Genomic DNA, 23,699 nt, shown 5'->3' on the forward strand with positions numbered 1-23,699 from the left:
TTTTCCTTGACATATTGTAAAACCGATGTTATATTTATAGCCGATGGGGCAATTAGCTCAGCTGGTCAGAGCACACGGCTTACATCCGTGAGGTCGCAGGTTCGAATCCTGCATTGCCCACCAGAGAATTGTCGTGGATAGAGGATAGAAGGTCGAATACGGTAAGTCAACCTTCTCTACCGATGCCGGGCAAGTGGTGAAATGGCAAACACGGTGGACTTAAAATCCACTGCCGCTGAGGCTTGAGGGTTCGAGTCCCTCCTTGCCCACCAGCCCCAGCTGACGCTCCGCTGTATACCGCAGCTATATTCTGGACCAAGGTGCTTGCTCTACCGATGGCATCATCGATAGCTTAAGCAGCGAGTCTCTCCTTGAGGGCGTATCTTAAAACGAATGGCTGCCCCAGGTGTCTTTCCGTCGGTGCGGACATCTTTCTGCATCGCCTAGGTACACCTCGCTTGCGCTACTTGCCACCTGCGCCGGCGTACTCGATGTTCACCTTGCCCGTACTCGACCCTTGGGGCAATTACACTATAATAACAGGTGAAGTTACTGTCAAACCGTAAAATTGGCTAGAATACAAAACGATGACAGGCAAATCCCATTGGAGGCACAATGATGTATATATTGGTGACAAACGATGATGGCATTGATTCTGAAGGCATTCTGGCCTTAAAGCGGTCCCTGGCCAAGGTCGGTGAGGTGGTTATCATCGCCCCAGATCGCAACTGGAGCACCACCGGTCACGCTATGACTCTACATAAACCGTTACGGGTAACCGAGGTAAAACTGGCTGATGGTGATATGGCCCTCGTTTCCGATGGCACTCCCACGGATTGCGTCAGATTGGGCGTTTTGGGCATATTGAGGCGCCAACCAGATTTAGTTGTCTCAGGCATCAATAAAGGCCCTAATCTTGGTGATGACGTTACCTATTCAGGTACGGTGGCCGCGGCGATGGAAGGGGTTATTTGTGCCATCCCCTCCATCGCTGTATCTCTAGCTGGATATAACGATTGGGATTTCTCTTATGCAGCTGAATTCACGGCCAGGTTGGCTCAACACATGGCCCAGAATGGTCTAAGCAGTGAGGTGCTGCTCAACGTTAATGTACCAAATCTCCCTAAAGAGCAGATTGCCGGTGTGGAGATTACCAGACTGGGGAAGCGTATCTATCGTGATGTGCTTATCGAAGAGAAAGATACTGCCGGGCAGACACGCTACTGGATCGGTGGAGATGTTCCCATCGGTATCGAAGATGAGGGTACCGATCTCAAGGCCATCGCCGAAAACAAGGTCTCGGTCACCCCCATTCATCTTGACCTCACTAACCACCGGCTAATTCGCAAACTGATCCACTGGAAATTAAGCGTTTGAGCCGAATATCATGTTAAAATAAAGATCCAACCGATATCTTCTAGTTAAGGAGCATTAGCCTACCATGCATTTGCGCCTTTCTCTCTCCGCTTTTAGCGTTTTGATCCTGGTGGTTTCCGCCTTCGGCGGATGGGGGCTCAGTGGTTGTCTCTCTACTCCTATGGAGACATCGACGGCTACCCCTCCACCCCAAACGGCTACAGTTCAACCAGTACATCCTGCAGTCACCCCTTCGCCTACAGCCGGGCTTCGGGCCACGGGAGCTCGAACGACCCCCACGGCCAAGCCAGGCAGCAGTATTTCGGGTAAAGCCACACCGACGGCCACGGCGACGCCGATTCCTCCGGCTGAAGAGGCTTATCCAGCACCAGTGCCCCAGCCGACACCAACGCCACAGCCGTATCCCTAAATATGGAGGCGAATCTCGCAGAGCCGTAATCTGTGGGGCAAGCGCAGTGTGATTAACAGAGCGGTCGGACTGCTGATCCTGGTCGCCTTGATCCTGCTGACAGGAGGATGTGTCGGCCTGGTTGATATGGGGAACATTCAGGAGCGGACCGTAGAGGCGGCCGGACCCATCTATGGCCCGCATACTGTCGGCCAGACCTTTATCTCCCATAAGCCAAGACTATCGGCTATCGAGCTCCGCTTCATCGTTTATCAGGGGAAACGCCCTCCTGAAGAGACGCTCTCTATACACCTGCGCAGCGATGCGGCCAGCACGGAGGACCTGGCGACAGTTACCGTAGCCACCAGGTTCATACAACACAACGCCTGGTTTCGTTTCCATTTCCCTGCCCTTGACGACTCTGAGAATCGCTCTTACTATCTGCTGATCGATTCCCCAGCTGGGAAGGGCAAGGTGACGGTATGGGCCAGCCCCTTCGATGTTTATCCGGAGGGTAGGCGCTATATTGATGGTCTACCGACTGATGGTGACCTGGCCTTCCGAACCTATTACGATTACACTCCCCAGGCACTGATCGCCGACATCCGAAGAGGGCTGCTAACAAATGGTTGGCTGCTTCTCCCAGGCCTCGCTCTCTTGCTGGTTCCTGGCTATGTCCTTATCAGCTTCCTCAGACCATGGCCAAGGTTCAGCCTCATAGAGATGGTAGCTCTCTCCACCAGTCTTAGTGTCGCCGTAGCGCCCGTGTTCATCTTCCTGAGCAGTCTGCTGAGGGTTCGACTTGATCAACCTTTGGCCATACTGCTCTTGAGTGGACTTGCGCTGGCCGGGCTATGGTCTCTCTACACGGCGTGGCGGCGTGGGCTGGTCCACAGTGCCCTCCAACGTGATGGGCCGGCGTTCACTATCTTTTTCTTTCTTATCTTGATCGTTTCACTTGGGCTGCGCTTCCTCCAGGTGCGGGATCTGGTCGTTCCGCCCTGGGGTGATGCGGTGCATCATACACTCATCGCCCAGTTGCTTAGTGAGCAGGGGGCTATCCCGGAATCATACCGTCCGTATCTTCCCGAGGTGCCCTTCACCTACCATTTCGGCTTCCATGCGCTGGCGGCCTTCTTCCATTGGCTCACGGGGCGCAGCCCGGTTGATTCAGTGCTCATTGTGGGCCAGATTCTGAACGGTCTGATGGTGCCAGCTGCTTTTCTCTTCACCAACAGATTGCTCCAAGATCGCCGCGCCGCCCTGGTCAGTGCCCTCATCGTCGGACTGATCTCAGTGATGCCATCGTACTATTTGAGCTGGGGGAGATATACCCAACTGGCTGGTCTGGTGATCTTACCCGGAGCTGTCGCGCTTGGCCAGGAAGCCCTCAAGACGGGTGGCGTTTCCCTCGGATTGACTGCTCTGCTCTCGGCCGGTCTGATTTTCACTCATCCGCGGGTAGCTGTATTCTTCCTTTGTTTTATGGCTCTGTACGTACTAGCCATAACCATCCTCCATCGCCATCAGCCTGAGCTTATGCGGCGCTATTGGCTGGCTGCCGGAAACATTGCCCTGCTCACCCTGGCCCTGACGGCCGTCTGGTTATGGCGCATTGCTCAACCCTTGCTCTTGCTCCTCTGGCGTGGCTCGGTTTACGTCGATGCGACGGGCAACAGCTTCCCCTGGGGATACTTCGCTGCTGGCTATGACCGCTACTTGCTTATCCTCGCCCTGGCCGGCCTCTTTATCGGCTTATTCAAGAAACGCTGGGCGACCATCCTCATCATCCTTTGGGTAGCCAGCCTCTTTGTCCTGGCCAATCCTGGTTCTTTCGGTCTCCCCGGCAGCGGAATGGTCAACAACACCTCCGTGGCCATCACCCTTTTCCTACCGATGGCCCTTGGGGCTGGGTTATTCGTCTCCACCCTGGCCGATACCCTACATTTTGAGGCCTGGCCGCGGTCACTTAAAAGTCTGGCGGCCATAGCGCTGATGGTCAGTGGACTCTGGGGGGCAGCGGGACTTGTGGGTATCATCAATCCCACCTGCATCCTTGCTTTCAAGGAGGACCTAGCCGCCATACATTGGATCAAACGGAATACACCTGAGGAGGCCAGGTTCCTTATCAATTCCTACCTCTGGCGTCCTGATATTAGACTCTATATGGGCTCTGATGGAGGTTACTGGATAACTGTTTTGGCCCAGCGTCAGACGACTATGCCTCCCCTGGTCTATGGCTTGGGTCCACACGAATATGCTCAGAAGGTGAATGACCTGGCCAAGGCAACTATGCAGGCCGCCTCTAATCCTGGTTCGGCCACTGATGAATTGACTTCACTATTGAAGGAAAATGGCATCAGGTACGTCTATATTGGAGCTCGCGGAGGTTATCTGCACCCGGCTCTCTTCCGCGACAATCCGGCTTATCAACTGGTTTATACCAATCAACGTGTTCAGATATTTGCCCTGAAACCATATGATCCCGTTCAGATAGATAGGTGACACTTAAAACGAGGCATGATCATCTCATGTGCTTCCTCCAAAGCATTCCTGGTGAGGACAACAGGCTGCGCGCGTGCTAGAGTCCTGGCATCGATCACCTTGGCCATCTGTTGCTCTCCTTGTGGTTGAAGTTTCGCCTGAAACTGACTTAACGGACGGCATGGCACCGTGCTTACGCCCTTTCTCCCACTGTTTTACTAGAAGCGCTGCACCAAGGGCACCAACGATCTGCGGATCGTGAGGGACTGTGATTTCAATGCCTAGTTTCTTGCTGAGCAATTGCTGCAAGCACTTATTCAGCGCTGCCCCTCCGGCAAAGACGACTCTTTCCCTGAGCCCAAGCCTGCGCGCCATCACCACGATGCGAGTGGCGATGGCTTCATGCAGCGCCAAAGCGATGACATTGCGTTCCTCCCCCCGGGATATCAGAGAGACGACCTCCGATTCTGCAAAGACGGTGCATAGACTATTGATGTGTACAACCTTGGAAGCGCTCAAGGCAAGGTCACCCAGCTCGTGTATGCCGATTTCCAAGGTATTTGCCATCACCTCAAGGAACTTGCCCGTTCCAGCAGCACAGCGGTCATTCATCTCGAACTTCTGCACATCCCCGTTAGCAGATAGCAGGATTACTTTGCTGTCTTGGCCACCAATATCGATCACGGTGCAGCAATCTGGATAAAGGTATCTCGCTCCAGCGGCATAGGCTTTAATCTCAGAGGCCATTTCGCCATCAAGCGCTTGAGCGACCAAGTAGCGGCCGTAGCCTGTCACCATTAGTTGCTCATGCTCTCTACCTGCCAGTAGCTCCTGACATCGCCGAAGAGGGTTGACACCAGTCTCAAGGATAACGGAGTCCAGCACCCCGCCGTCCCACAGTACGAGTCCAATGGTTCGCGAACCGACGTCGAGTCCAGCGCAGATCACCGGCGTATTATCTCCAAAAAGGCATCTACCCTGGTCCTTAGTTGGCCCGCATCCTCGTCGCTATAGTCCGTTTCGATGCGCAATAGAGGGATACCTTCCTTAGCTAGACGCCTCTCCACTTTTACGGCTTCATTGGCATAGGTGTGGCAGAACTGGAGGTTATAGTGCACCACGCCATCAACCTGGTACTCTCTGGCAAGTCTTACAATATCATCGAGACGTTCATCGTTGGGAGTGAAGCAAGCGCAGTGGATTTGCATATAGCGATCAGCGATGGCCTGCAATTGCTCCTCCACCGTGCCTCCATTCTCAGGGACCAGATCGCTGAAGGCTCGAGTGCCAGTGCATGACTCCTCACAGACGACGGCAGCTCCAGCTGTCTCCAAAATGTGATGTAGCTTCCAGTTAGGGATGGCCATGGGGCTGCCTGAGATCAGGATGCGGGGAGCATCTGGTGGGAAGACCCCTTCCCCAGCAGCGATGCGTCTTTCCACCTCATCGCATAGCGCTTTTACCTGCTGGACATAGCGAGGGACGTCATCGTAGAAGGACACCTGGGTCACCAGCATTGCATCCTTGCCGCTTATGGGAACTGGGCGAGCCTTGCGGGTATTGTAGAGTCGCTGAAGGGCACGGCGTCGATCATTGAGAAGCTTGGTGGATCGGGACAGTGTGTCCTCGGTGACCTTATTGCCTGTCAGCTTCTCGATGACTTCCTTAAAGGTCATCACCTCGCCCAACCATAGATTGTGGCTCAGCTGATTCTTCTTGTTAGGCACCTCCATAACGTAGACAGGCTGGTATTCCCCAAGGAGTTCGAACATCTTCTTCTTGCCATCGCAGGTGGTCTCACCGACAATGAGATGGCTTGTCTGCACATAGGGACAGATGCGCCCCAGTTTAAAGCCAAAAGAGGATTTAATGAGAGGGCAGGTGTTGCGAGGAAGGACCTCCTCAGCTATGGGCACGGAAAACTGCGTCCCGGCACATAGCCCCACTGCGATGGCATCGGCAGCCAGGGCAATCTCCTCAGGAACGAATACGCAGTACGTGGCAACTACCTTACCACCGTTCATAGCGTGCTGCCTCAGCTCCCGCACCCTGATACCGTGAATATCGCCCACCACAAAATCGAAATACGCCATGCCCATGGGGCGATTCTTTTGGGAGAGGTAGATCTCCTCGTAGAGCGATGGTAGGGCATTCAGAAGCGCATCATGGCGTTCAAGGTCTATTCCCAGATCGGTCCACATTTGCCTATGATCAGTTGTCATTTGTCTGATCCTCCTTCTTGACTTGATTGTTCTTGGCGACAAAAAAGCGATGGTCGCACGCTCGAGAGCTCCGTACCATCGCTTTACGGCCTTTCACAAAGAAGAAAGGAATCAGGCCATAGCGTGACTTAAGGCGCCAGTTAGCCCTGTCTGGGACGGAGGTTCTTCGAGCAGATGACTGATGCGGAACCCGCACCAAACCGCTGTGCGGCTCAGGCTCAGGTGAAGGTCAGGCGCGGCAGCCAAGTCATTGCTCTCACCTCCTTCCCCATTAGTTCGTCTTCCTTCCAGCCTAAGTGTCGTATGGAGTATAGCATCAATCAGGTCTCTAGGCAATATGTGCGGTGTTTTGCCCGAAAATATATTGACAAACTTCGATATATGTGCTATCTTACTTATGGGAGACGAAATGCGACGAATACGTGCATTGAAGAGAGAGGAGGCGACAGCCCCATGCTGTCTGCCCGGCGCCTTTGTGGTCGTGCCGCAAAGGTTGCTCCAGGCCTTGGTGGGGCCGAGGCTGAAGCGTATGCCCGACTCTTGAAGGCCCTGGCCGATGAAACCAGGCTGCGCATCCTGAGCCTCCTGTCTAAATACGAGGGGGAGGTCTGCGTCTGTGAAATCGGCGAGAATTTCGCGTTGGGGCAGCCCACTATATCACACCATCTGCGGATCTTGCGGGAGGCTGGTCTGATTAGTGGCCAGAAGCGAGGTCCATGGGTGTACTATTTCCTCAACCGAGAAAAGGGAGCCTGGCTTAAAAAGGTTCTCGCTGAAGTACTCTAAATTTTTTGGTGCATATATCGATATTTATCAATATAAAAGGGAGCGATATGAGTCGAACATATAACGACATCAAGAAAGTGGTCAAGGAGCACTATACGAAGGCGGCCCAGAGGAGTAAATCCACCAGCTGCTGTGCTGAAACAGGCAACAAGTCCGTTCGTCTTGGCTACTCCCCTCAGGAACTGAGCACGTTACCGGCGACAGCTATCAGTGCCTCACTTGGTTGTGGCAACCCTCTGGCCTGGGCTGAACTTAAGGCGAGAGAGGTAGTCCTGGACCTGGGCAGTGGAGGGGGTATAGATGTCCTCCTGGCTGCCCAGCAGGTGGGCCCAGAGGGCAAGGCTATTGGACTGGACATGACCGATGATATGCTCGCCTTGGCCCAGGAGAACCAGCGAAGGACTGGACTGACCAATGTCGAATTCATCAAGGGGGAAATGGAAGCTATTCCCTTGCCTGATGCCAGTGTGGACGTTATCCTAAGCAACTGCGTGATCAATCTCTCTCCAGATAAGGACGCAGCCCTCCGCGAAGCCTTCCGCGTTCTGAGACCCAGCGGTCGCCTGGCCGTCTCTGATGTGGTGGCCCTCTCCGAACTACCAGAAGAGTTGCGCCGCAATCCAGAGGCCTGGTGCCGCTGTATCGCTGGTGCCCTGACAACTACAGAGTACGTTCAAAAGCTCAGGGTGGTCGGATTTACAGACATCGACTTTCAGTATGCATCATTCTCCGCAGAGGAAGGATGTGCGGGCGCCACTGTAACTAGCGCCTTCATCAAGGCTCGTAAACCATAACCTACCATGGAGGTACATCTGATGCGTTTATTACAGAAACTGGAGGATTTCCGGCTTTTACCCTTCTTCGTCCTGCTCAGTATGGTCCTGGGGATCTCCCTGGGCAAGATCTCCCACATCTCCGACTATCAACTCACACCACCCATCGAGGCCATCAAGTCCATCCTTGCGGGCACTTATGAATTCAGTCTACCCAACACCCTGGTTTTGGGGGTGGTCATCGGACTATTCATGATGATGTACCCGGCCATGACCAACGTTCGCCTCGACGAGCTGGGGCAAGCCTTCCGTTCCCCCAAGCAACTACTCATCGTCGCCTTCTTCAACTATGCTGTAGCGCCCTTCTTTATGTATGCCCTGGCCAAGATATTCCTCGCCAGCCACACGGAGCTGGCGACTGGTCTCGTCCTCTACGGCATCGCTCCGTGCATCGCCATGGTGATCATCTTCACCTTCCTGGCCAAGGGCAACACGCCTTTAGCCCTGGTCCTCGTCGCCTTCAACTCCATCGTCCAGATGATCCTCATTCCACTTTACGCCAAGGTGCTCATTGGAGAGGTACATTTTGATGTTCGGGTTGTGGGTGAGAGCGTCATTCTTTATCTTGGTTTGCCCTTGCTCCTTGGCTTCCTCACCAGACAGGTCGGCATCAAGCGCGTGGGTGAGGAGGGTTTCGAGCAGTTTAAGGTCTTTCTGAACGCCCTTTCCATCCTGGGGTTGCTCTTCACCCTGGTAGTCATGTTTGCCCTCAAGGGTGATCTCATCCTGGAACGCCCCCTCATCGTGGTGGAGATGGCTATCCCTATGACCATCTTCTTCTTCGTTATATTTAACGTTGTCTATCTGACGGGCTGGAGGCTGGGGCTGAACTACCGCGATGCCGTGGCCGTGGCCTTTAACAGCACGGGGCGGGATTTTGAGATCGCCATTGCCATCGCCATCACGGCTTTCTCTCCCACCGTGGCCCTGGCTACGGTAGTCGGCCCACTTATTGAGGTGCCGATAATGCTCTCCTTGGATTGGCTGGCCATGCGGACGAGTCCGAGGTTGTTCGGTACCGTGCCCAGGGAGGTAGAGAAGGTGGCCGTGGGAAGGTTTGGATTAGCGGCCGAGGCAGCAGATCCACCTGAGGAATAGGCTGCTCCCGCGAGGCAGGATGTAGGCTGGCGGCTAAGAGTGTACTTCCAGCCTTTCCTGACAGCGCGGACAGAAGGACCTTCCCTTTCTATCAGTGTCACGCAGACTGTTGGAGAAATACATCACGCATTTGGCTTCAGTGCAATGTCCAAGTCCATAGATGTGTCCTAACTCATGGATGGACTCCTTGAGTACCCTCTCCAAAAAGAGCTCATCGTCCCTGGGTAACCCATAGTATTCCTGGCGGAGGCGACATATGGAGATGACGCAGGTTCCGCTGACAGCATCGGCCAGTCCGAAGACGAAATTCAGTTGGGGAACGTAGAGGTCTACATCGGCTATGCCCAGCACCTTCCCCTCACGTCTGGTTCGGCTGGCAGCCAACTCACGCAAGATGGGCATAGCATGATATTGCCTCCGCCCAGCGTCGTAGGCGTAATTGGGCAGGGGTAAAGGGGCTCCCTTTTCCACGGGCCGGCTGAAGGTTTCTTGCAACGGCTGCCGGAGCTGTTCCAGTATTTCCACGGCCACATCTCCAATCGTCCTGAGCCCTATCTTTTCCATATAGCTCTCCTCAGTGTGGCGATGCTTAGCAGGTCAAATGCAGGGCAGCGATGACCTTGCCAGAACTGTGTAGCTCGTTATAGATATTGCAGGCCGTGCTGGTCAGTTCCACGATGAGCCGTATTCCCTGAGCCTCTACGTAGGCCGCTGTCTCCGGGGGCACCATTAATAAGCCAAAGCGACCCGTACCGACAATCAATACGTCCGGCTTTTCCCGCAGAACTGTCTCCAGGTCCTCGACATGTAACACATGGCCTTCCTTCCGCCACCAATTAGCCTGAACGCGTTTAGGAAAGACGATGATATCCGAGGTATATTGTCGGCCAGCGATAGTTATACGTCCGAATTCGTAAGATTCGATCATAAAATGCCCTCACCCCCTTTATCCCCCTCTCCCGTTTAGCGGGAGAGGGGGGATGGAAACTAGGGCGGAGCCCTATCCTTCCTCGAAGGACTTCCAGAAGGAGGTGCTTCCCCTTCTGTATTACCCCCAGCGGGAGAGGGAAGAGCTGGGGATACCCCAGGCCCCAGCAGAATCCGCCGAAGGCGGACTCCGCACTCTCCATGCCCCCTTAATCCCCCCAACATCCCCTGGTAGTAAACGATAACGCTATATGGGGAGGCTTGCCTACTTTCGACGTTAACATTATACTCGTATTCGATCAGAGGGTACATGCTGTTAGGTAAAGACGCGGTGGAGGTCTGGCGATGAGGAATAAGGAGGTCAGTCGGATCCTTGAGGATATCGCTGATATCCTGGAGATAAAGGGAGAAAGTCCCTTCCGCATCGGCGCCTACCGGGAAGCGGCCAGGCGCATCGAGAACCTCATCGAGGATGTAGCGAAGCTCACCACCGAAGGGAAGCTACGAAAGATTCCCGGTGTGGGCGAGTCCATCGCCGCTAAGATTGAGGAATATCTCTCTACTGGTCGTTGTCAATACTATGAGGATATCAAAAAAGACATTCCGGAAGGGCTTGTCCATCTCCTCCAGGTACCAGGCTTGGGACCACGCAAGGCCCAGCTGCTCTACAAGGAGCTGGGGATCACTGGACTGGAGGACTTGGAGAAGGCTGCCCAGGAGCACCGCCTTCGTCATCTGCCTGGAATGGGGGAGAAAAGCGAGGAAAACCTCTTGCGCGAGCTAGAGCGCTGGAAGCAGCGGACGCAACGTTACCTGCTTGGGGTGGCCCTGCCGGCTGCTGAGGAGGTGGCCAGCCTCATGCGTGGATGTCTGGCCGTGCGCCAGATTGATCCGGCGGGCAGCATCAGGCGTATGCGTCAGACCATCGGCGATATCGATCTCCTAGCTGCCTCCGAGGGGCCAGAGAGGGTAATGGAGTTCCTTGTCTCTTTACCGATGGTCAAGGAGGTTATTGCCAGGGGATCAACCAAGTCCAGCATACTTACTTACGACAACCTGCAAATAGACCTTCGGGTTGTCGAACCCGACTCGTATGGAGCAGCTCTGCAGTATTTCACCGGGTCGAAGAGCCATAACATCGCTCTGCGAGAGCTGGCGCAAAGAAAGGGGCTTAAGATCAGCGAGTATGGCATCTTCGAGGAGGCCAGCGGCAAGCGCTTGGGCGGGGAAAAGGAGGAGGATATCTATCGTCTCTTGGGAATGTCTTACATCCCTCCGGAGTTGCGCGAGAATCGGGGAGAGATAGAGTCTGCTCTGAGGGGCACCCTCCCGCAGCTCATCGACTATGGGGAACTCAGGGGAGACCTGCATGTGCATAGTAATTGGAGTGATGGGACAGATTCCCTGGAGGACATAGCCCTGGCTGCCAGAGCACGCGGTTATGAATACCTGGCTATCTGCGATCATTCCCAATCGCTGGGAATAGCCAGAGGGCTTTCTCTGGAAAGGGTTAGAGAGCAGCGGAAGACGATCATAGAGCTGAACAAAAAGTTATACCCCTTCCGTCTCCTGGCCGGGATAGAGGTGGACATTCGAGGGGACGGGACACTGGATTATGACGATGAGGTGCTGCAGGCGTTTGATCTCGTCTCGGCCTCCATCCATAGTGGCTTCGGACAATCGAAAGAGAGGATCACTCAAAGGCTAATCGGAGCCATTCAGAATCCATACGTGGACGTTATTTGTCATCCTACGGGACGGCTCATCGGCAAACGCGAGGCCTATGAGTTAGACCTGGAGGCAGTCCTTGAAGCCGCGGCGCAGACATATACTGCCTTAGAGATCAATGCTGCTCCTGACCGCCTGGACCTGGACGACATCGGGGCACGACGAGCTGTGGAGCTGGGGATACCATTAGTCATCAACACCGATGCTCACAGCACCTCTCAATTAGGCTTCGCCCGTTATGGGATAGCGACGGCGCGCCGTGGTTGGGTGGATAGTAGGAGTGTCCTCAATACCCTGCCGCTGGAGCAGCTCTTGGCCAGGCTCTCCCGCCACCGCTTCGCGGCCGTCAAAGGCTTTCCTACATCGTAGGATCGGTCAATTTCCGATTCCATGCTGGACCAGCGGTTTCCCTTTGGTTCAGCCAAGAACCCTATATGCTCCACGGCAGTCTCAAAGATGGAATGGCCTGTATTGATCTTGAAACGGCCTAACTGTTAGGGATGATGTCCGACCATGGAAGAGCCGGTGAAAGGAGGGTGGGATGATCGTGGCTGTCGTCGACGGGATGGGAGGTGGCATAGGGGCGCAGATCGTCACCCAATTGCGCCAGGAGCTGCCCCTGGAGGTGGAGGTGATGGCCTTGGGCACCAACGCCATCGCCACGGATAAGATGATGCGCGTCAGAGCAAGCCGTGGCGCCACTGGGGAGAACGCCATTAAAATCTCTATAAATCAGGCTGATGCGATCGTTGCCCCGATTGGTGTCGTCATCCCCAACTCGATGATGGGGGAAATCACCCCAACCATCGCCGAAAGTGTGGCTTCAGCGCGAGGCATCAAACTTCTCCTGCCCATCAATCAGCCCCACCTGGAAATTGTCGGCGTCGAGATTAAGCCTCTCACCAAGCAGATCAGCCGGGCTATCGAGATGATACGGGAGAGGTTCGGTCTCCCACTGCCAAAGCCACCAGGGGACGAATCGTTGGTGTCCACCTCATCAAACAAATAGGAGGACTGGTATGGAACTCACCACCATAAAGATCCAAAAACCTGCTGAGGTCAACCTGATTCTAGGACAGGCTCACTTCATAAAAACTGTGGAGGACCTTTATGAAGCCCTGGTCACCACCGTCCCAGGGATCAAGTTTGGAGTTGCCTTCTGCGAATCCTCGGGACCTGCCCTGGTACGTTATACCGGTACTGACGAGGAGATGATCAACCTGGCCAAGGAGAACGCCCTTGCCCTGGCTAGCGGACATGCCTTCATCATCTTCCTAAAGAACGCCTTCCCTGTTAACGTTCTAAACGCAATCAAAATGGTGCCTGAAGTGTGTCTCATCTTCTGTGCCACAGCTAACCCTGTGGAGGTGGTTATCGCCGTGACGGAACAGGGACGAGGCATCTTGGGTGTCATTGATGGCCTGCCATCCCAAGGCGTTGAGTCAGAGAAGGACATTCAACACCGCCGAGCATTCCTGCGCCAGATTGGTTATAAGCAATGATCCGGCCGCTGGAGTAGTCACCTGCCAATTAATGTTTGCTTGCTCAGGTCAGGGACGCTATAATAAGCATCAACGAGACGTTGACCACTTGCTATCCAAATGTTAGATTCTCGATATTTGTTTGAAGGAGTAATATAGATGCCTGTAAGAATTCGTTTACGTCGCGTCGGTGCTAAGAAACAGCCCTCCTATCGCCTAGTCGTAGCCGATTCCCGCGCACCACGGAACGGCGCCTTCATCGAGACGATTGGCTATTACAACCCTTTGACCGATCCACCAACTATTAAGGTCGATGAGGAACGGATTCGCCTTTGGCTGCAACGTGGCGCTCAGCCAACGGAGGCAGTGACCAAACTATTGCAAAAAAGGGGGTTATCAGAACAGGGCCTATCAGATAAAACTGAGGAAGCAGAATTAGGCACCGAACATTCGTCGGAGACCATAGATTAACTTGCCCTACTGTTGTTCGCCTCTTTTAGAATACTCACCTAGAAACTCAAGGAAGTGCGCCGATGAAGGAATTGGTTGAATACATCGCCAAGGCCCTGGTCGAAAATCCTGATAAGGTACAGGTTACGCAAATAGAAGGGGAACAGTCGATCATCATCGAACTGCGGGTGGCTCCCGAGGATATGGGGAAGATTATCGGTAAACAAGGACGAATAGCCAACGCCATCCGTACCCTGCTCAGGGTTGCCGCAGTCAAAGAAGGCAAACGGGCTATCCTGGAGATCCTCTAGGATGTCTCAGGCGCGCCGAGAACCTCCACCCGCTGGGAAGACTGCGGCGGTGACACATCTGATCATTGGAAGGATAATCGCACCGTGGGGACTAAAGGGGGAGATCAAGGTTGAGATCCTGACGGACTTCCCCGATAGATTTTTCAACCTCACTGTGGTTTATGTCGGTGAAAAGCAACAGCCTTACCATGTAGAAGGGGTCGGGCGCCACAAGAGTTTCATCATATTGAAGCTGCGTGGTTGTGACACCCGCGAGATGGCCGAGAAGCTACGCGGACAGCTGTTACAGGTACCCCTTGACCAGGCAGTGAAGCTACCCGAAGGACACTACTATTGGTATCAGATTGGGGGACTCGAGGTTTGGACGACTGACGGGGAGTTTCTTGGCCTCGTCTCTGAGGTGACGCGTACCGGCAGCAACGATATCTACGTGGTCAAGGGTCGGCGTGGTACAATATTGCTCCCAGCTATCGAAGATGTCGTCAAGTCTATAGACCTCGCTGGACGACGTATTCTGGTTGAACGGATGCCAGGGCTTTTTTAAGGATACTAATCATCTCCTTGCTGCCTGAGAAGTCAGCAACTTTCCCCGTAGATCAGGATACAATTCAGCTGTTGGTTTAGGGAGAGCAGGGCTATATGTCGCAGGATAGAACAAACGCTATAGATACCAAGCTCACTGCCAGGGTAAAGGCGCGCTATGATCGCATCGCCCCATTCTACGATCTCTTAAGCTCCTGGCTGGAGGGTGCTTCTGCATGGTATGAACGGCTGTGGGCTGAAGTAAGTGGATCAAGGATATTAGAGATCGGCGTTGGTACCGGCAAGAATTTCCCCTATTACCCAGCAGGGGCGGAGGTAACGGCCATCGATCTGAGCCCGGCTATGCTGGCCAGGGCTAAGGAACGAGTGCAGCGAGAGGGAAGGACCGTTGACCTGCGCCTTATGGATGCCCAATGTCTGGAGTTTCCGGACGATACTTTTGACAGCGTCGTTACCAGCTTCGTCTTCTGCTCGGTTCCGGATCCAATTCTGGGGTTACGGGAGGCGGGGCGCGTCTGCAAACCAGAAGGACGGTTAGTTCTTCTGGAGCATGTTCGGAGTGAGACGATCCTGGGGCCGTTTATGGATCTCCTGAATCCCCTTGTGGTGTTTCTGCACGGTGCCAACATCAACCGACGCACCGTCGATAACGTTCGGCGAGCTGGGCTTCGGATACAGCGGGTTGATAACTTAGCCCTGGATATCGTTAATCTGATCATCGCTCAGCCATGAAGGTGCGCTTCTTAACGAGGAGGTTAATGTGGTATACGATTTCCATACCCAAACGTTCTTAAGCGATGCTGCGCTCTCGCCGGTCGAACTCGTTCGCCGGGCCATCATTAGAGGATATAAGGCTATCGCTCTGACCGATCACGTCGGCAGCGGCAACTGTGAGCTGGTGTTGAAACAGCTGATCCAGGATTGCACCATCTGCATGCGCCATTGGGATATTATCGCCATTCCTGGGGTTGAATTGACTCATGTTCCAGCCGCGGCTATCGCCGAGGTGGCCCATTTAGCCAAGGGGGTGGGGGCACTCATCGTTGTCGTTCATGGGGAGACGATCGTAGAGCCAGTTGAGCCAGGCACGAATCTGGCTGCCGTACAGTGCTCTGGGGTGGACATTCTCGCCCATCCCGGGTTTATAACTGCTGAGGAGGCCCAACTAGCGGCAGGGAATGGCATCTTTCTCGAGATCAGCGCCCGTAAGGGACACTCTCTAACAAATGGTCATGTAGTTAAGGTCGCCCGTGCCGCAGGGGCTAAACTCCTGGTTAATTCCGACGCCCACGATCCAGATGACCTACTTACCCCTGCGTTTGCTCGCAGTGTCGCCAGCGGCGCCGGGCTGCTGCCGGAGGAACTCGACGAGGTACTCCTTAAGAATCCAACCCGATTGTTGAGCAAGATCGGATTGTCCAGGAGAGTGACTTAGTTACTGCTCTAACCCCTCCCGGGAACGACAGACCAGGAGGGAGGAAGCTCATAACGATGCAGGATACCCGCCTCATATAGGCGCACTTTCCCCGTCCGCTTAACCTCAGCAAACGTGTTCTGGATCTGGACGATACGTCGATCGAGCAGATTGAAAATGATGGCGCCGGCCTTCACCGACTGCAGGCTCGCTTTCCTGGTCTCGTCGTCTACCACCCGGAATACCGGGAGCTCATGGGGACGACAATAACGGAGAGCCTGGTGGATGGCCTCATAATTGCTCCCCCCATTATGCTCATCAAATACAGCTAAACCGCTCGTGACATATTCACAGAGCTGTGGATCATAGCGCGCGCTGAAATCGAGCAGTTTTCCCAGGGTATCAGCTCCATCAGCACAAGCGGCCACTAGAGCAGTCAGCGCCTGACAATCGGCCACGAAGCTAACTGCCCCCTGCCAGTCGATGACTGTATATCTCATTACATTCACAACTCAACCCTCCTCACTGATTATATGATAACACAGAAGAGGAGTTGAGGAAACTTCTGCGCCTGTGCCTGCAAATAAGTACTTCAGATGGCTTGGAAATATATCATCGTTTACTATAAAAACGTGAGTTTGCATATTATTTACCTTTTTTTTCAGATAGCACTATATATTCGTGTTTAAAAACATAAAATCCGCCAACCAATGCACGGTATCGCCAAAGTTCTTTTTGATTTCTCTTGCCTCTCGTCTCCTCAAAGTTCTTCACAATAATACTTTTTAATAAGTAATCCCTCTTTAGAACCTCATTCATACAATAGAATCCTAGGGGTATCCATTCACCTTTTGAATATTTATCCCCAATAACCAAAACCATGTATCGCCCCTTTTCTAAAAACGGAGCGGTGTTATCTACTGCCTCACCAAACATCTTCAAAAATTCTTCTGTATTTCTTGCATTTGAAAGATCATTCTTATCTTTTGAAAACTTAATAATGTCGTGATATGGTGGGTGCACGATAAGAAGTTGTATCTGATTTATTTTGTGCCTATCCAAAACTGCCTTTATGTCTACAGTTCTGCTATCGCCAACAATTACTTCGGTAGTTACATTATTTTCATTCTGTTCTCTCTCAAGCAATTCCTTCGCTTTTTGTGCTACCTCAGGATTTAGTTCTATTCCGATGCCATTACGTCCCAATCTTCTGCATTCAATCAAGGTTGTACCACTTCCTACAAAAGTATCCAAAATCCAATCACCTTTCCTGGTATACCTCAACATCATCTGATGTGGAATTTGTGGAATAAAGTTCCCCCAATACCAACCCAAATGGGCACCGGAAGTATCTCTCTTATCTAATATCCATAAGCTATCAGTTATAATTTCATCATACTCTTTCCATCTTAGAAGGTTTATATCGTTAATCCTGCTAGTTTTAATCTTTTGAACTCCGTCTTTTAGCCTTTTGAGATAATACTTTGCCCTTCCAATCGTCTGTGCCTCTAAGATCTGGTTCAGTTCAGAGATTAGCACGTCTTTACGTAAGGTAATAGTCTCCCCATTAGCGGAGATATTCAATATGCCATCTTGGTCATTCTCACGATGAGCAATAATGTTTTTTAAGGTAATTGTTTTGTTCCTAACAGAACTTAAATCGTTTAAGCCGTTAATTTGATCTAAAAGTTGGATAAACTCGTTCTTGTTTAACATGATCGCTTCATAGACCAGTGGTGTTGCTTCTAAATTTCCGGCTGTTAATTGTTTGGTCTCAATTGAGGAAGCGTAGCCAATGACGTATGACCACCACATACGCTCATCTTCTTCACGGATTAAGGCTTGTCACGTGACACTTTGTAGCCAGACTCCGGTTTGCATCGACCGGTCATCTAACGCCTAATTCGAGCCTGGTTTCGCGTTTCGACGTTCTTGCCCTCCCTTGACCTTAGTATATATCGCCGTCGTTGGAAGTCAATGCACATGATGATTGACACCGTTCGCTCGGCGGTGCTATAGTGCCCACCGTCATTCCAGTACGTTCAGTGATGGGGGTCTTATTGAAGAGAACGGCCATATTATTGATTCTCCTCTTCTGTCTTCTCGGGCTCATTCCCATTCATCCCACTGAAGCAGCCAACAGCCTAACTCACTATAATTTCATCATTGATCTTGATTACCAGACAGCCTCTCTCTCTGTCAAGGAGGAGATCACCTATATCAACGCAACTGGCCAGGACCTCACCTCTTTGGTTCTCAACGTGACCCCTGCCTACTTCGGTGCCTTCCGTCTTTCAGCCTGTACCGTTGATGAACAGGTGGTGACTCCCCAGCTCAACGGTGTTGTGCTGGAAGTGCCATTGTCCCATCCTCTAGTCAATGGTGCTTCGACGCGGCTGCAGCTCGATTTTCAGATAAAGGTGCCCAGGCCGGGGAACCTGCGCTTCGGCGCTGGCGACGGCATCATCGCTCTGGGCAACTGGTATCCGGTGATGGCCGTCTATCGCCCAGTCGGACGCTTCGGTGGCGGTCAAGCGCCGGCCGGCTGGGACCGCCATCCCTATGTGCCTACTGGGGATGCCTTCTTCACCGAAGTAGCTAATTACGACGTCGTTCTGCGCTCCAGCGAGCCGGTGGTCGTCGCCCATACCGGTAGCACCATCAGCCACGAAGCCACCAGGTGGGTCTTTAAGGCCGAAGCAGTGCGAGATTTTGCCCTGGCCATATCCAACCGCTACCAGACCCAATCGGTCACGGTTGACCAAACCACCATCACTGCCTTCTACCTTCCAGAGCATGCCAAGGGTGGAGCACTGTATCTGCAAGCAGCCGCCGAGACGCTACGCTGGGGCAACGCCCTGTTTGGCGTCTACCCTTATTCCACGTTACAGGTGGCTGAAGCCTACACGAATGACCCCGGCTGGTTTGGACAGGAGTATCCTAACGTCGTCTTCGTGAGCAGCTTGACCACGGCCGATGATGGTGGCATCGGTAGCTATCTTGGCTATCTGGTGGCCCACGAGACTTTACATCAATGGTTCTACGGACTGGTGGGCAACGACCAGATTTTCGACCCCTGGCTGGACGAGGCCTTGACTACCTATAATACCTACCAGCTCTATCGCTCCCGTTACCCAGAGCTGTATAAGGGGATGTGGGAGCGTTTTCAGGAAGGCTATCGGGCGGCCGTTCAGGCCTGGGGCGACCGTCCGGTCAACTCCTCCATCTACGATTTCACTAACGAGAACCATTACTTCGCCATCGTCTACCGCAAAGGCAGCCTATTTTTAGACGAATTACAACGGACTATGGGCGATCAAGCCTATTTCTCCCTTCTGCACGAGTACGTCCAAAGATATAAAATGCGTTTGGCCTCACCGTTTGACTTCCTCGATTTGGCTCAATCGCTCTCAAGGGTCGATCTTAGTCCTATCATCCAACGCTACTTCACTTATGCAAAGTATCAAGCCCAACCAGTTACGCCATCTCCCCAGCCTACTGTCCGGGCAACGCCACTCGTCGCACCGACGCCATCGCCCCAAGCGACGACTGTTCCTCAAGTGACACCCACCCCCACCCTGATACAGAGTCCGACCCCAACGGCCATAGTCCAACTAACCCCTACGCTGACGCCATCGCCACTGGCAACACCTACGCTCACTCCTATCCCAAGTCCCACACCGACCGTAGATATCGCGCCAGGTCCAGTGGCTGGAGTCGGGGTCAATGGAGGCAGTGGTGAAGCTCTCAGTCCCTGGAGATGGGTGCGTGCCCTTCCGGTCGCCGTTTTGCTGCTGGTGGCCCTGGTTGCCTACTGGTTCAGGCGACAACGGTGAAAAGGTATCAGCGCTTTATGGTGATATAGTCTGGGGGTACCAGGGAGACCCAGATGTTGCCGGGGATGAGAGCCAGTGGAGCGCCACTTTCTGTGAGGAACTGTGTCCGCTCGTCGGCCCGGCGGTGTACCCATTTGCCGCTGATCATCCGTCCATTGTGAAAGACCTCGACCTTGCCCTCACCGGTTAGTTCGATTTGAAGCGATTTGCCTCCCACGATATCTTCCAGTATATCTGTGGGCCAGGTCTTCGCGTACTGGATGATCACATTTCGCACTCGCAGCTGCTCACTTGTATTAGCATCGATCTGCGGCTCACCATTCAGATAGCGCAGGTAGCTCTTACTAGAGGGCTGGTAACGATATTCCACCCGTGAAGTGCCCGGGTAAGGGATGGCTATATATTGGGCCTGTTCAGACGGGCCGATGCCGGATGTCTGCTCCGGCGAGGCTGGCGACTCCGCGAAGAGAGCGGAGCGATCCAGTGAGACTTCACCCTCCCAACCGTTGAGCCGCGCTGCCTGGCGCAATCTGTTACTGCTGGTGTAGACGTTATACGGAGCGGGACGCTCCCGGATACGATGATAGAATTGACCGTAGCGGAATTCATCGAGATCCAGGATGCCTGAGCGAGCGAGCCTGGTCATTATGGGGCCACTGGCTCCGACGTGGGCGAAGATAGCCTTATATTCCGCAGCTAACTGGAGATCGACCAGGCGAGCGCTGCGGATGGGACCGACTGAGTCGACGTCCTTATGGAGGAAAATGGCCGTAAAGCGGGTGACCCCCCATTCTGTCAGGTGTTCATAGACGATACAGGCGGCCGAGAGCCCTGCCTGTGGTCTAGCTGCCGGGGCGTTATCTATCTTCACAGCCAGCGGCCGGCGGTGCAACAGAGCAACATCCTGGATCTCCTCACCATCTAGAGGACAGCGGGCGAAAGAGGTTGGCGATGGGGAGGGAGTCAATGGCTTGCTTGCTGTCGGCTGTCCAGCGACCGGCGTGGGCGTACTGGTCGCGAGGGTTACCCTGGGCGTGACTTGGACCGGTGGGGCTGGGCGGCCTTCGCTATGGCCTCGACTAATGACCAAGAGGATACCAGAGACGAATAATAAGCCCACCAACAGCGATCCTAAATACACCGGCTTCAGGTATCTTGATTCCAAGGAGTGCTCCGGTTCTCAGTCGTTCACACGATTGTCAGGGGCATTATACTCTTTGCTTAAGCGGATGGACAACCTTGATGGAATTAGAGCCCAGGGTCTTTCGATTATTGGCGAAGGATGGGTGAGATTTGGTAATGTATGGTGATATGAGTGCAGTGTGCCACAACGGTTGGCAGTCTTCAGCCGCCCTTCAGCTGCTAGGCCTCTTGCCCTGACAACATAATCGAAAGACCCTGAAATAGAGCCCAGTAGTACTTGGCAAGTGGGGGGAGCAGTGATATAATGTTAACAACAAGAGTGGAGGCAGCTGATGAATCCACCCCTCGAGCCAAGGCCGCTACCCTCCCTGCGCATCTCAGGGGTCGTCCTCAACAAGCCCCAGCTCATCGAGGCCCTGCGCCTCTACATTCCCAACCTCAGCGACATCCAGGTCCTCGATGAGGGTGCCCATAACCGTGGTACCGAGCTCTTCGTCCGGTTATACCCTGGACCGGGACCAGTGCCACCCAGTGGAGGAAGCTATATCCAGAAGGCCTTTTCTCAGGTTATGGACGACATCGTGGCTCTGCGAAATGTAAGGGGAGCGAATTTCCGACGAATCATCCCGGGCAACGAGCCAAACGCAGATGGTGAATGGCCACAGTCTGGCACTTACCATGACTCGGCGGGTAACTCAGTTAGCTGGACTAACCATTACCAGGCTAATTTCTACAAGGCTATGAATGCCTACTATAAGGAGATTATTGATGAGCTTAATAAGAGGAAGGCAAATGGTCAGGCACCGACTGATATCGAACTCTACTACCCCCCTATGGCTCAGAGCGCCGCAGCGGAGGGTAAAATTCGGTACTGCGATAACGGAGATACCCAACCAGGTACTTTAGATGATGGTAGCATAGGTTACACCCACCTCCAGCAATCCATTGAATTGTATGGCCGTTTCACCTGGCATAATTATTTCTTCTCCTGGCATGCCGCCGAAGGCTGCGTTGCCAACTATTTCCCTCAATGGCTCAAGGATGACTTGTACGTGGCGGGCTTCCCCAGCCGCATCACCGAGTGCGGCTGGTGGCCACTGGACAACGGTGTGGCGCGGGAACGAAGAGACCGGGATAGCGGGGCAGGGAATTATGACCAGTACAAGTGTGACGATACTACTCTGGCCGGGAACTTCCCTGAAGGCACCTACCCGCAGGATTTGATCTGGTTCATCACCCAAAGCCGCGCCGGGAATCTGCCGCCAGCTAGTGGCGTGGCCGTCTGGCTCTTGAGCACCCTTGATCCGAACTTCGATCCCCATGTGGCGGTCCGGGATGTCCAACGACCCTGGTATCAGAGTTTCAAAACATGGCAGCCGTAGGGGGTGGGCTATGCGCCTCGTTAAACTTTTCGTAGTTATCATCACCGTTCTTGTAGCATCGATACCGTCCTCACATGCGCAGGTTTTCCCTCAACCTGACGCCCGTATTGAGCAGGCACAGGTTCGCCCCGAGGCTGACGCCCGTATCGAGATCGTCTGGCCGCACGACCTGGCAGGCAATCCGGTGCCGTTGACTCAGGCCGATAGAGCCAATGTCAGGGTCTACCTCTTTGAGCGAGGCATCCGAGATGCCTACTGCTTCACAAGCGACATTGGGCTTTACCTCATGATGGCCACAAACAACGACGTCCCGTCACCTCTCCACGTCCAGGGGATAGTCGGACCTCGCCGGGTGACGCAGGGCAATATATCTTTCTTTGCCTGGGATTTCAATGATGTTGATGTAAGCCTAGCTCGTAACCCAGAGAATCGGCTCTATTTTATTGTGAGCGAGTTTGGGCTTTTGCCTGGGCCAAAAGTGGGCGCAACCCTCTACGTCCAGAGCAATGTGTGGGCTCACGGGGCAAACGCCCTCACCTTCTTCCCCCTTCAAGATACCCCCATAGGCACTGCTCCCGCACCACCTCCCGGACCATTACCCCGGATAGACCCCAAAATCCAGATTGTGTGGCCGCATGATCGCCAGGGCAAAGAGGTGCCGGTGACCCAGGCGGACCTGGTCAACATCGGCGTCACCATCTTCCACCACGGAACGCTCATCTCGGTGTCACCAGAAGACGCCCGATCCGTACAGCTCTATCAGGCTTTGAATCAAGAGCCGTTGCGGCCCGTGGCTCTGGGTCAGAAGCGCATCGTGATGGCCAGGGGGATCACCTATCCGGTCTGGGAGTTCAATAACATCGATGTCTCAGCAGCCAGAGACCCCCGCAACAAATACTTCTTCCAGGTCACAGACGGGAGCGATAGATCCAACATCTGGGTGCATGGGGCTGATGGTCGCACCTACTTTCCTATCCAGGACGTGCCGGACACTGGCTGTCCGTAGTCCTATGATTGGGCCAATTAGATGGCTGTGCTGTAGGGCTTCTTTCCGCGGGGGAACGCATATGTTTCCTAACCGGTTAGTCCTCAGGCTAGCAAGTATTTTACTGGGGATTCAATTGGTTGGTGTTATCTCCTTCACCCTGCCACCTACCACTGTTTGGGCGGATGAAGCGATCATCGTGCACGGATTCGTCTGGTACGACGATGACAGGGATGGAAAACTGGATAGCGGGGAAGAACGAGCAGCTGGGGCCACAGTTGCAGCCGGCGACATGGTAGTCAAGGTCCTCC

Annotated in this window: 24 protein-coding genes, 2 tRNA genes and 1 pseudogene; 20 read left to right on the top strand and 7 right to left on the bottom strand. The window is 53.6% G+C overall.

What is annotated here, in order from left to right; genetic code table 11:
* The first annotated feature begins 46 nt into the window (after positions 1-46).
* From M1136_10505 to M1136_10525, 5 genes are all read left to right on the top strand, one after another.
* Positions 47-123 (top strand) — tRNA-Val (locus M1136_10505).
* 64 nt (positions 124-187) lie between these two features.
* Positions 188-272 (top strand) — tRNA-Leu (locus M1136_10510).
* A gap of 346 nt (positions 273-618) precedes the next feature.
* A complete protein-coding gene (gene surE / locus M1136_10515; protein ID MCL5076059.1) occupies positions 619-1,377 on the top strand; it encodes a 5'/3'-nucleotidase SurE in 759 nt (252 codons plus the stop codon).
* 64 nt (positions 1,378-1,441) lie between these two features.
* The gene (locus M1136_10520) at positions 1,442-1,786 is read left to right on the top strand and encodes a hypothetical protein (protein ID MCL5076060.1); all 345 of its coding nucleotides are present in this window, start codon (positions 1,442-1,444) and stop codon (positions 1,784-1,786) included.
* 48 nt (positions 1,787-1,834) lie between these two features.
* Positions 1,835-4,270, top strand: coding sequence for a hypothetical protein (locus M1136_10525; protein MCL5076061.1), 2,436 nt, complete (start codon positions 1,835-1,837; stop codon positions 4,268-4,270).
* Positions 4,271-4,468: 198 nt separating this feature from the next.
* Here the strand turns inward: M1136_10525 and M1136_10530 are convergent.
* Both M1136_10530 and M1136_10535 read right to left on the bottom strand, forming a co-directional pair.
* Positions 4,469-5,197 (bottom strand): annotated as a pseudogene (locus M1136_10530) (acyl-CoA dehydratase activase).
* Positions 5,194-6,471 (bottom strand): 2-hydroxyacyl-CoA dehydratase family protein, encoded by a 1,278-nt coding sequence (locus M1136_10535; GenBank protein ID MCL5076062.1) that lies wholly within the window; start codon positions 6,469-6,471, stop codon positions 5,194-5,196. Before M1136_10535 ends, M1136_10530 begins: the two are co-directional and overlap by 4 nt.
* A 174-nt stretch (positions 6,472-6,645) precedes the next feature.
* Between M1136_10535 and M1136_10540 the strand changes: the two genes are divergently transcribed.
* From M1136_10540 to M1136_10550, 3 genes are read left to right on the top strand one after another with little or no spacing between them, the layout of a single operon-like run.
* Complete coding sequence (locus tag M1136_10540; protein MCL5076063.1) at positions 6,646-7,257, top strand: metalloregulator ArsR/SmtB family transcription factor; 612 nt, start codon at positions 6,646-6,648, stop codon at positions 7,255-7,257.
* 47 nt (positions 7,258-7,304) lie between these two features.
* Positions 7,305-8,051, top strand: a complete 747-nt coding sequence (gene arsM / locus M1136_10545; GenBank protein ID MCL5076064.1) for an arsenite methyltransferase — start codon at positions 7,305-7,307, stop codon at positions 8,049-8,051.
* Between the two features lie 21 nt (positions 8,052-8,072).
* Positions 8,073-9,188, top strand: a complete 1,116-nt coding sequence (locus M1136_10550; protein ID MCL5076065.1) for a bile acid:sodium symporter — start codon at positions 8,073-8,075, stop codon at positions 9,186-9,188.
* Positions 9,189-9,221: 33 nt separating this feature from the next.
* Here the strand turns inward: M1136_10550 and M1136_10555 are convergent, their stop codons facing one another.
* Together M1136_10555 and M1136_10560 are read right to left on the bottom strand one after the other, a co-directional pair.
* Positions 9,222-9,752: an archaemetzincin family Zn-dependent metalloprotease gene (locus M1136_10555; GenBank protein ID MCL5076066.1), complete on the bottom strand. Its 531-nt coding sequence runs from the start codon at positions 9,750-9,752 to the stop codon at positions 9,222-9,224.
* 25 nt (positions 9,753-9,777) lie between these two features.
* Positions 9,778-10,116, bottom strand: coding sequence for an MTH938/NDUFAF3 family protein (locus M1136_10560; GenBank protein ID MCL5076067.1), 339 nt, complete (start codon positions 10,114-10,116; stop codon positions 9,778-9,780).
* A gap of 344 nt (positions 10,117-10,460) precedes the next feature.
* Between M1136_10560 and polX the strand changes: the two genes are divergently transcribed.
* From polX to M1136_10600, 8 genes are all read left to right on the top strand, one after another.
* Positions 10,461-12,212: a DNA polymerase/3'-5' exonuclease PolX gene (polX, locus tag M1136_10565; protein ID MCL5076068.1), complete on the top strand. Its 1,752-nt coding sequence runs from the start codon at positions 10,461-10,463 to the stop codon at positions 12,210-12,212.
* A gap of 172 nt (positions 12,213-12,384) precedes the next feature.
* The gene (locus M1136_10570) at positions 12,385-12,852 is read left to right on the top strand and encodes a DUF3842 family protein (GenBank protein MCL5076069.1); all 468 of its coding nucleotides are present in this window, start codon (positions 12,385-12,387) and stop codon (positions 12,850-12,852) included.
* A 10-nt stretch (positions 12,853-12,862) separates the two neighbouring features.
* Positions 12,863-13,345, top strand: a complete 483-nt coding sequence (locus M1136_10575; protein MCL5076070.1) for an adenosine-specific kinase — start codon at positions 12,863-12,865, stop codon at positions 13,343-13,345.
* A gap of 138 nt (positions 13,346-13,483) precedes the next feature.
* Positions 13,484-13,795 carry a 30S ribosomal protein S16 gene (gene rpsP, locus M1136_10580; protein MCL5076071.1) on the top strand — a complete coding sequence of 104 codons (312 nt, stop codon included), beginning with the start codon at positions 13,484-13,486 and terminating at the stop codon, positions 13,793-13,795.
* A 62-nt stretch (positions 13,796-13,857) separates the two neighbouring features.
* Complete coding sequence (locus tag M1136_10585) at positions 13,858-14,085, top strand: KH domain-containing protein (GenBank protein ID MCL5076072.1); 228 nt, start codon at positions 13,858-13,860, stop codon at positions 14,083-14,085.
* A 1-nt stretch (position 14,086) separates the two neighbouring features.
* Entirely contained in the window at positions 14,087-14,629 is a 543-nt protein-coding gene (gene rimM / locus M1136_10590) for a ribosome maturation factor RimM (GenBank protein ID MCL5076073.1), read from the top strand.
* 95 nt (positions 14,630-14,724) lie between these two features.
* Positions 14,725-15,360 (top strand): methyltransferase domain-containing protein, encoded by a 636-nt coding sequence (locus M1136_10595; GenBank protein MCL5076074.1) that lies wholly within the window; start codon positions 14,725-14,727, stop codon positions 15,358-15,360.
* A gap of 28 nt (positions 15,361-15,388) precedes the next feature.
* Positions 15,389-16,063 carry a histidinol phosphate phosphatase domain-containing protein gene (locus M1136_10600; protein ID MCL5076075.1) on the top strand — a complete coding sequence of 225 codons (675 nt, stop codon included), beginning with the start codon at positions 15,389-15,391 and terminating at the stop codon, positions 16,061-16,063.
* A gap of 8 nt (positions 16,064-16,071) precedes the next feature.
* On the opposite strand, the gene M1136_10605 is transcribed toward M1136_10600, so the two are convergent.
* Positions 16,072-16,551: a hypothetical protein gene (locus M1136_10605; GenBank protein ID MCL5076076.1), complete on the bottom strand. Its 480-nt coding sequence runs from the start codon at positions 16,549-16,551 to the stop codon at positions 16,072-16,074.
* A 136-nt stretch (positions 16,552-16,687) separates the two neighbouring features.
* Positions 16,688-17,857, bottom strand: a complete 1,170-nt coding sequence (locus tag M1136_10610; GenBank protein MCL5076077.1) for a DNA methyltransferase — start codon at positions 17,855-17,857, stop codon at positions 16,688-16,690.
* Between the two features lie 203 nt (positions 17,858-18,060).
* Here M1136_10610 and M1136_10615 point away from each other — a divergent pair, with 203 nt between their 5' ends.
* Complete coding sequence (locus tag M1136_10615; protein MCL5076078.1) at positions 18,061-19,878, top strand: hypothetical protein; 1,818 nt, start codon at positions 18,061-18,063, stop codon at positions 19,876-19,878.
* Between the two features lie 7 nt (positions 19,879-19,885).
* On the opposite strand, the gene M1136_10620 is transcribed toward M1136_10615, so the two are convergent.
* On the bottom strand, positions 19,886-21,043 hold the full coding sequence (locus M1136_10620) for a DUF3048 domain-containing protein (protein MCL5076079.1): 1,158 nt from the start codon (positions 21,041-21,043) through the stop codon (positions 19,886-19,888).
* Positions 21,044-21,353: 310 nt separating this feature from the next.
* Between M1136_10620 and M1136_10625 the strand changes: the two genes are divergently transcribed.
* From M1136_10625 to M1136_10635, 3 genes are all read left to right on the top strand, one after another.
* On the top strand, positions 21,354-22,403 hold the full coding sequence (locus M1136_10625; GenBank protein ID MCL5076080.1) for a hypothetical protein: 1,050 nt from the start codon (positions 21,354-21,356) through the stop codon (positions 22,401-22,403).
* A 10-nt stretch (positions 22,404-22,413) separates the two neighbouring features.
* Positions 22,414-23,409, top strand: a complete 996-nt coding sequence (locus M1136_10630) for a hypothetical protein (GenBank protein ID MCL5076081.1) — start codon at positions 22,414-22,416, stop codon at positions 23,407-23,409.
* 61 nt (positions 23,410-23,470) lie between these two features.
* On the top strand, positions 23,471-23,699 hold a 229-nt coding region (locus tag M1136_10635), incomplete at its 3' end, for a hypothetical protein (GenBank protein MCL5076082.1).

The organism is Chloroflexota bacterium (assembly GCA_023475225.1).
GTDB lineage: Bacteria > Chloroflexota > UBA6077 > FW602-bin22 > JAMCVK01 > JAMCVK01.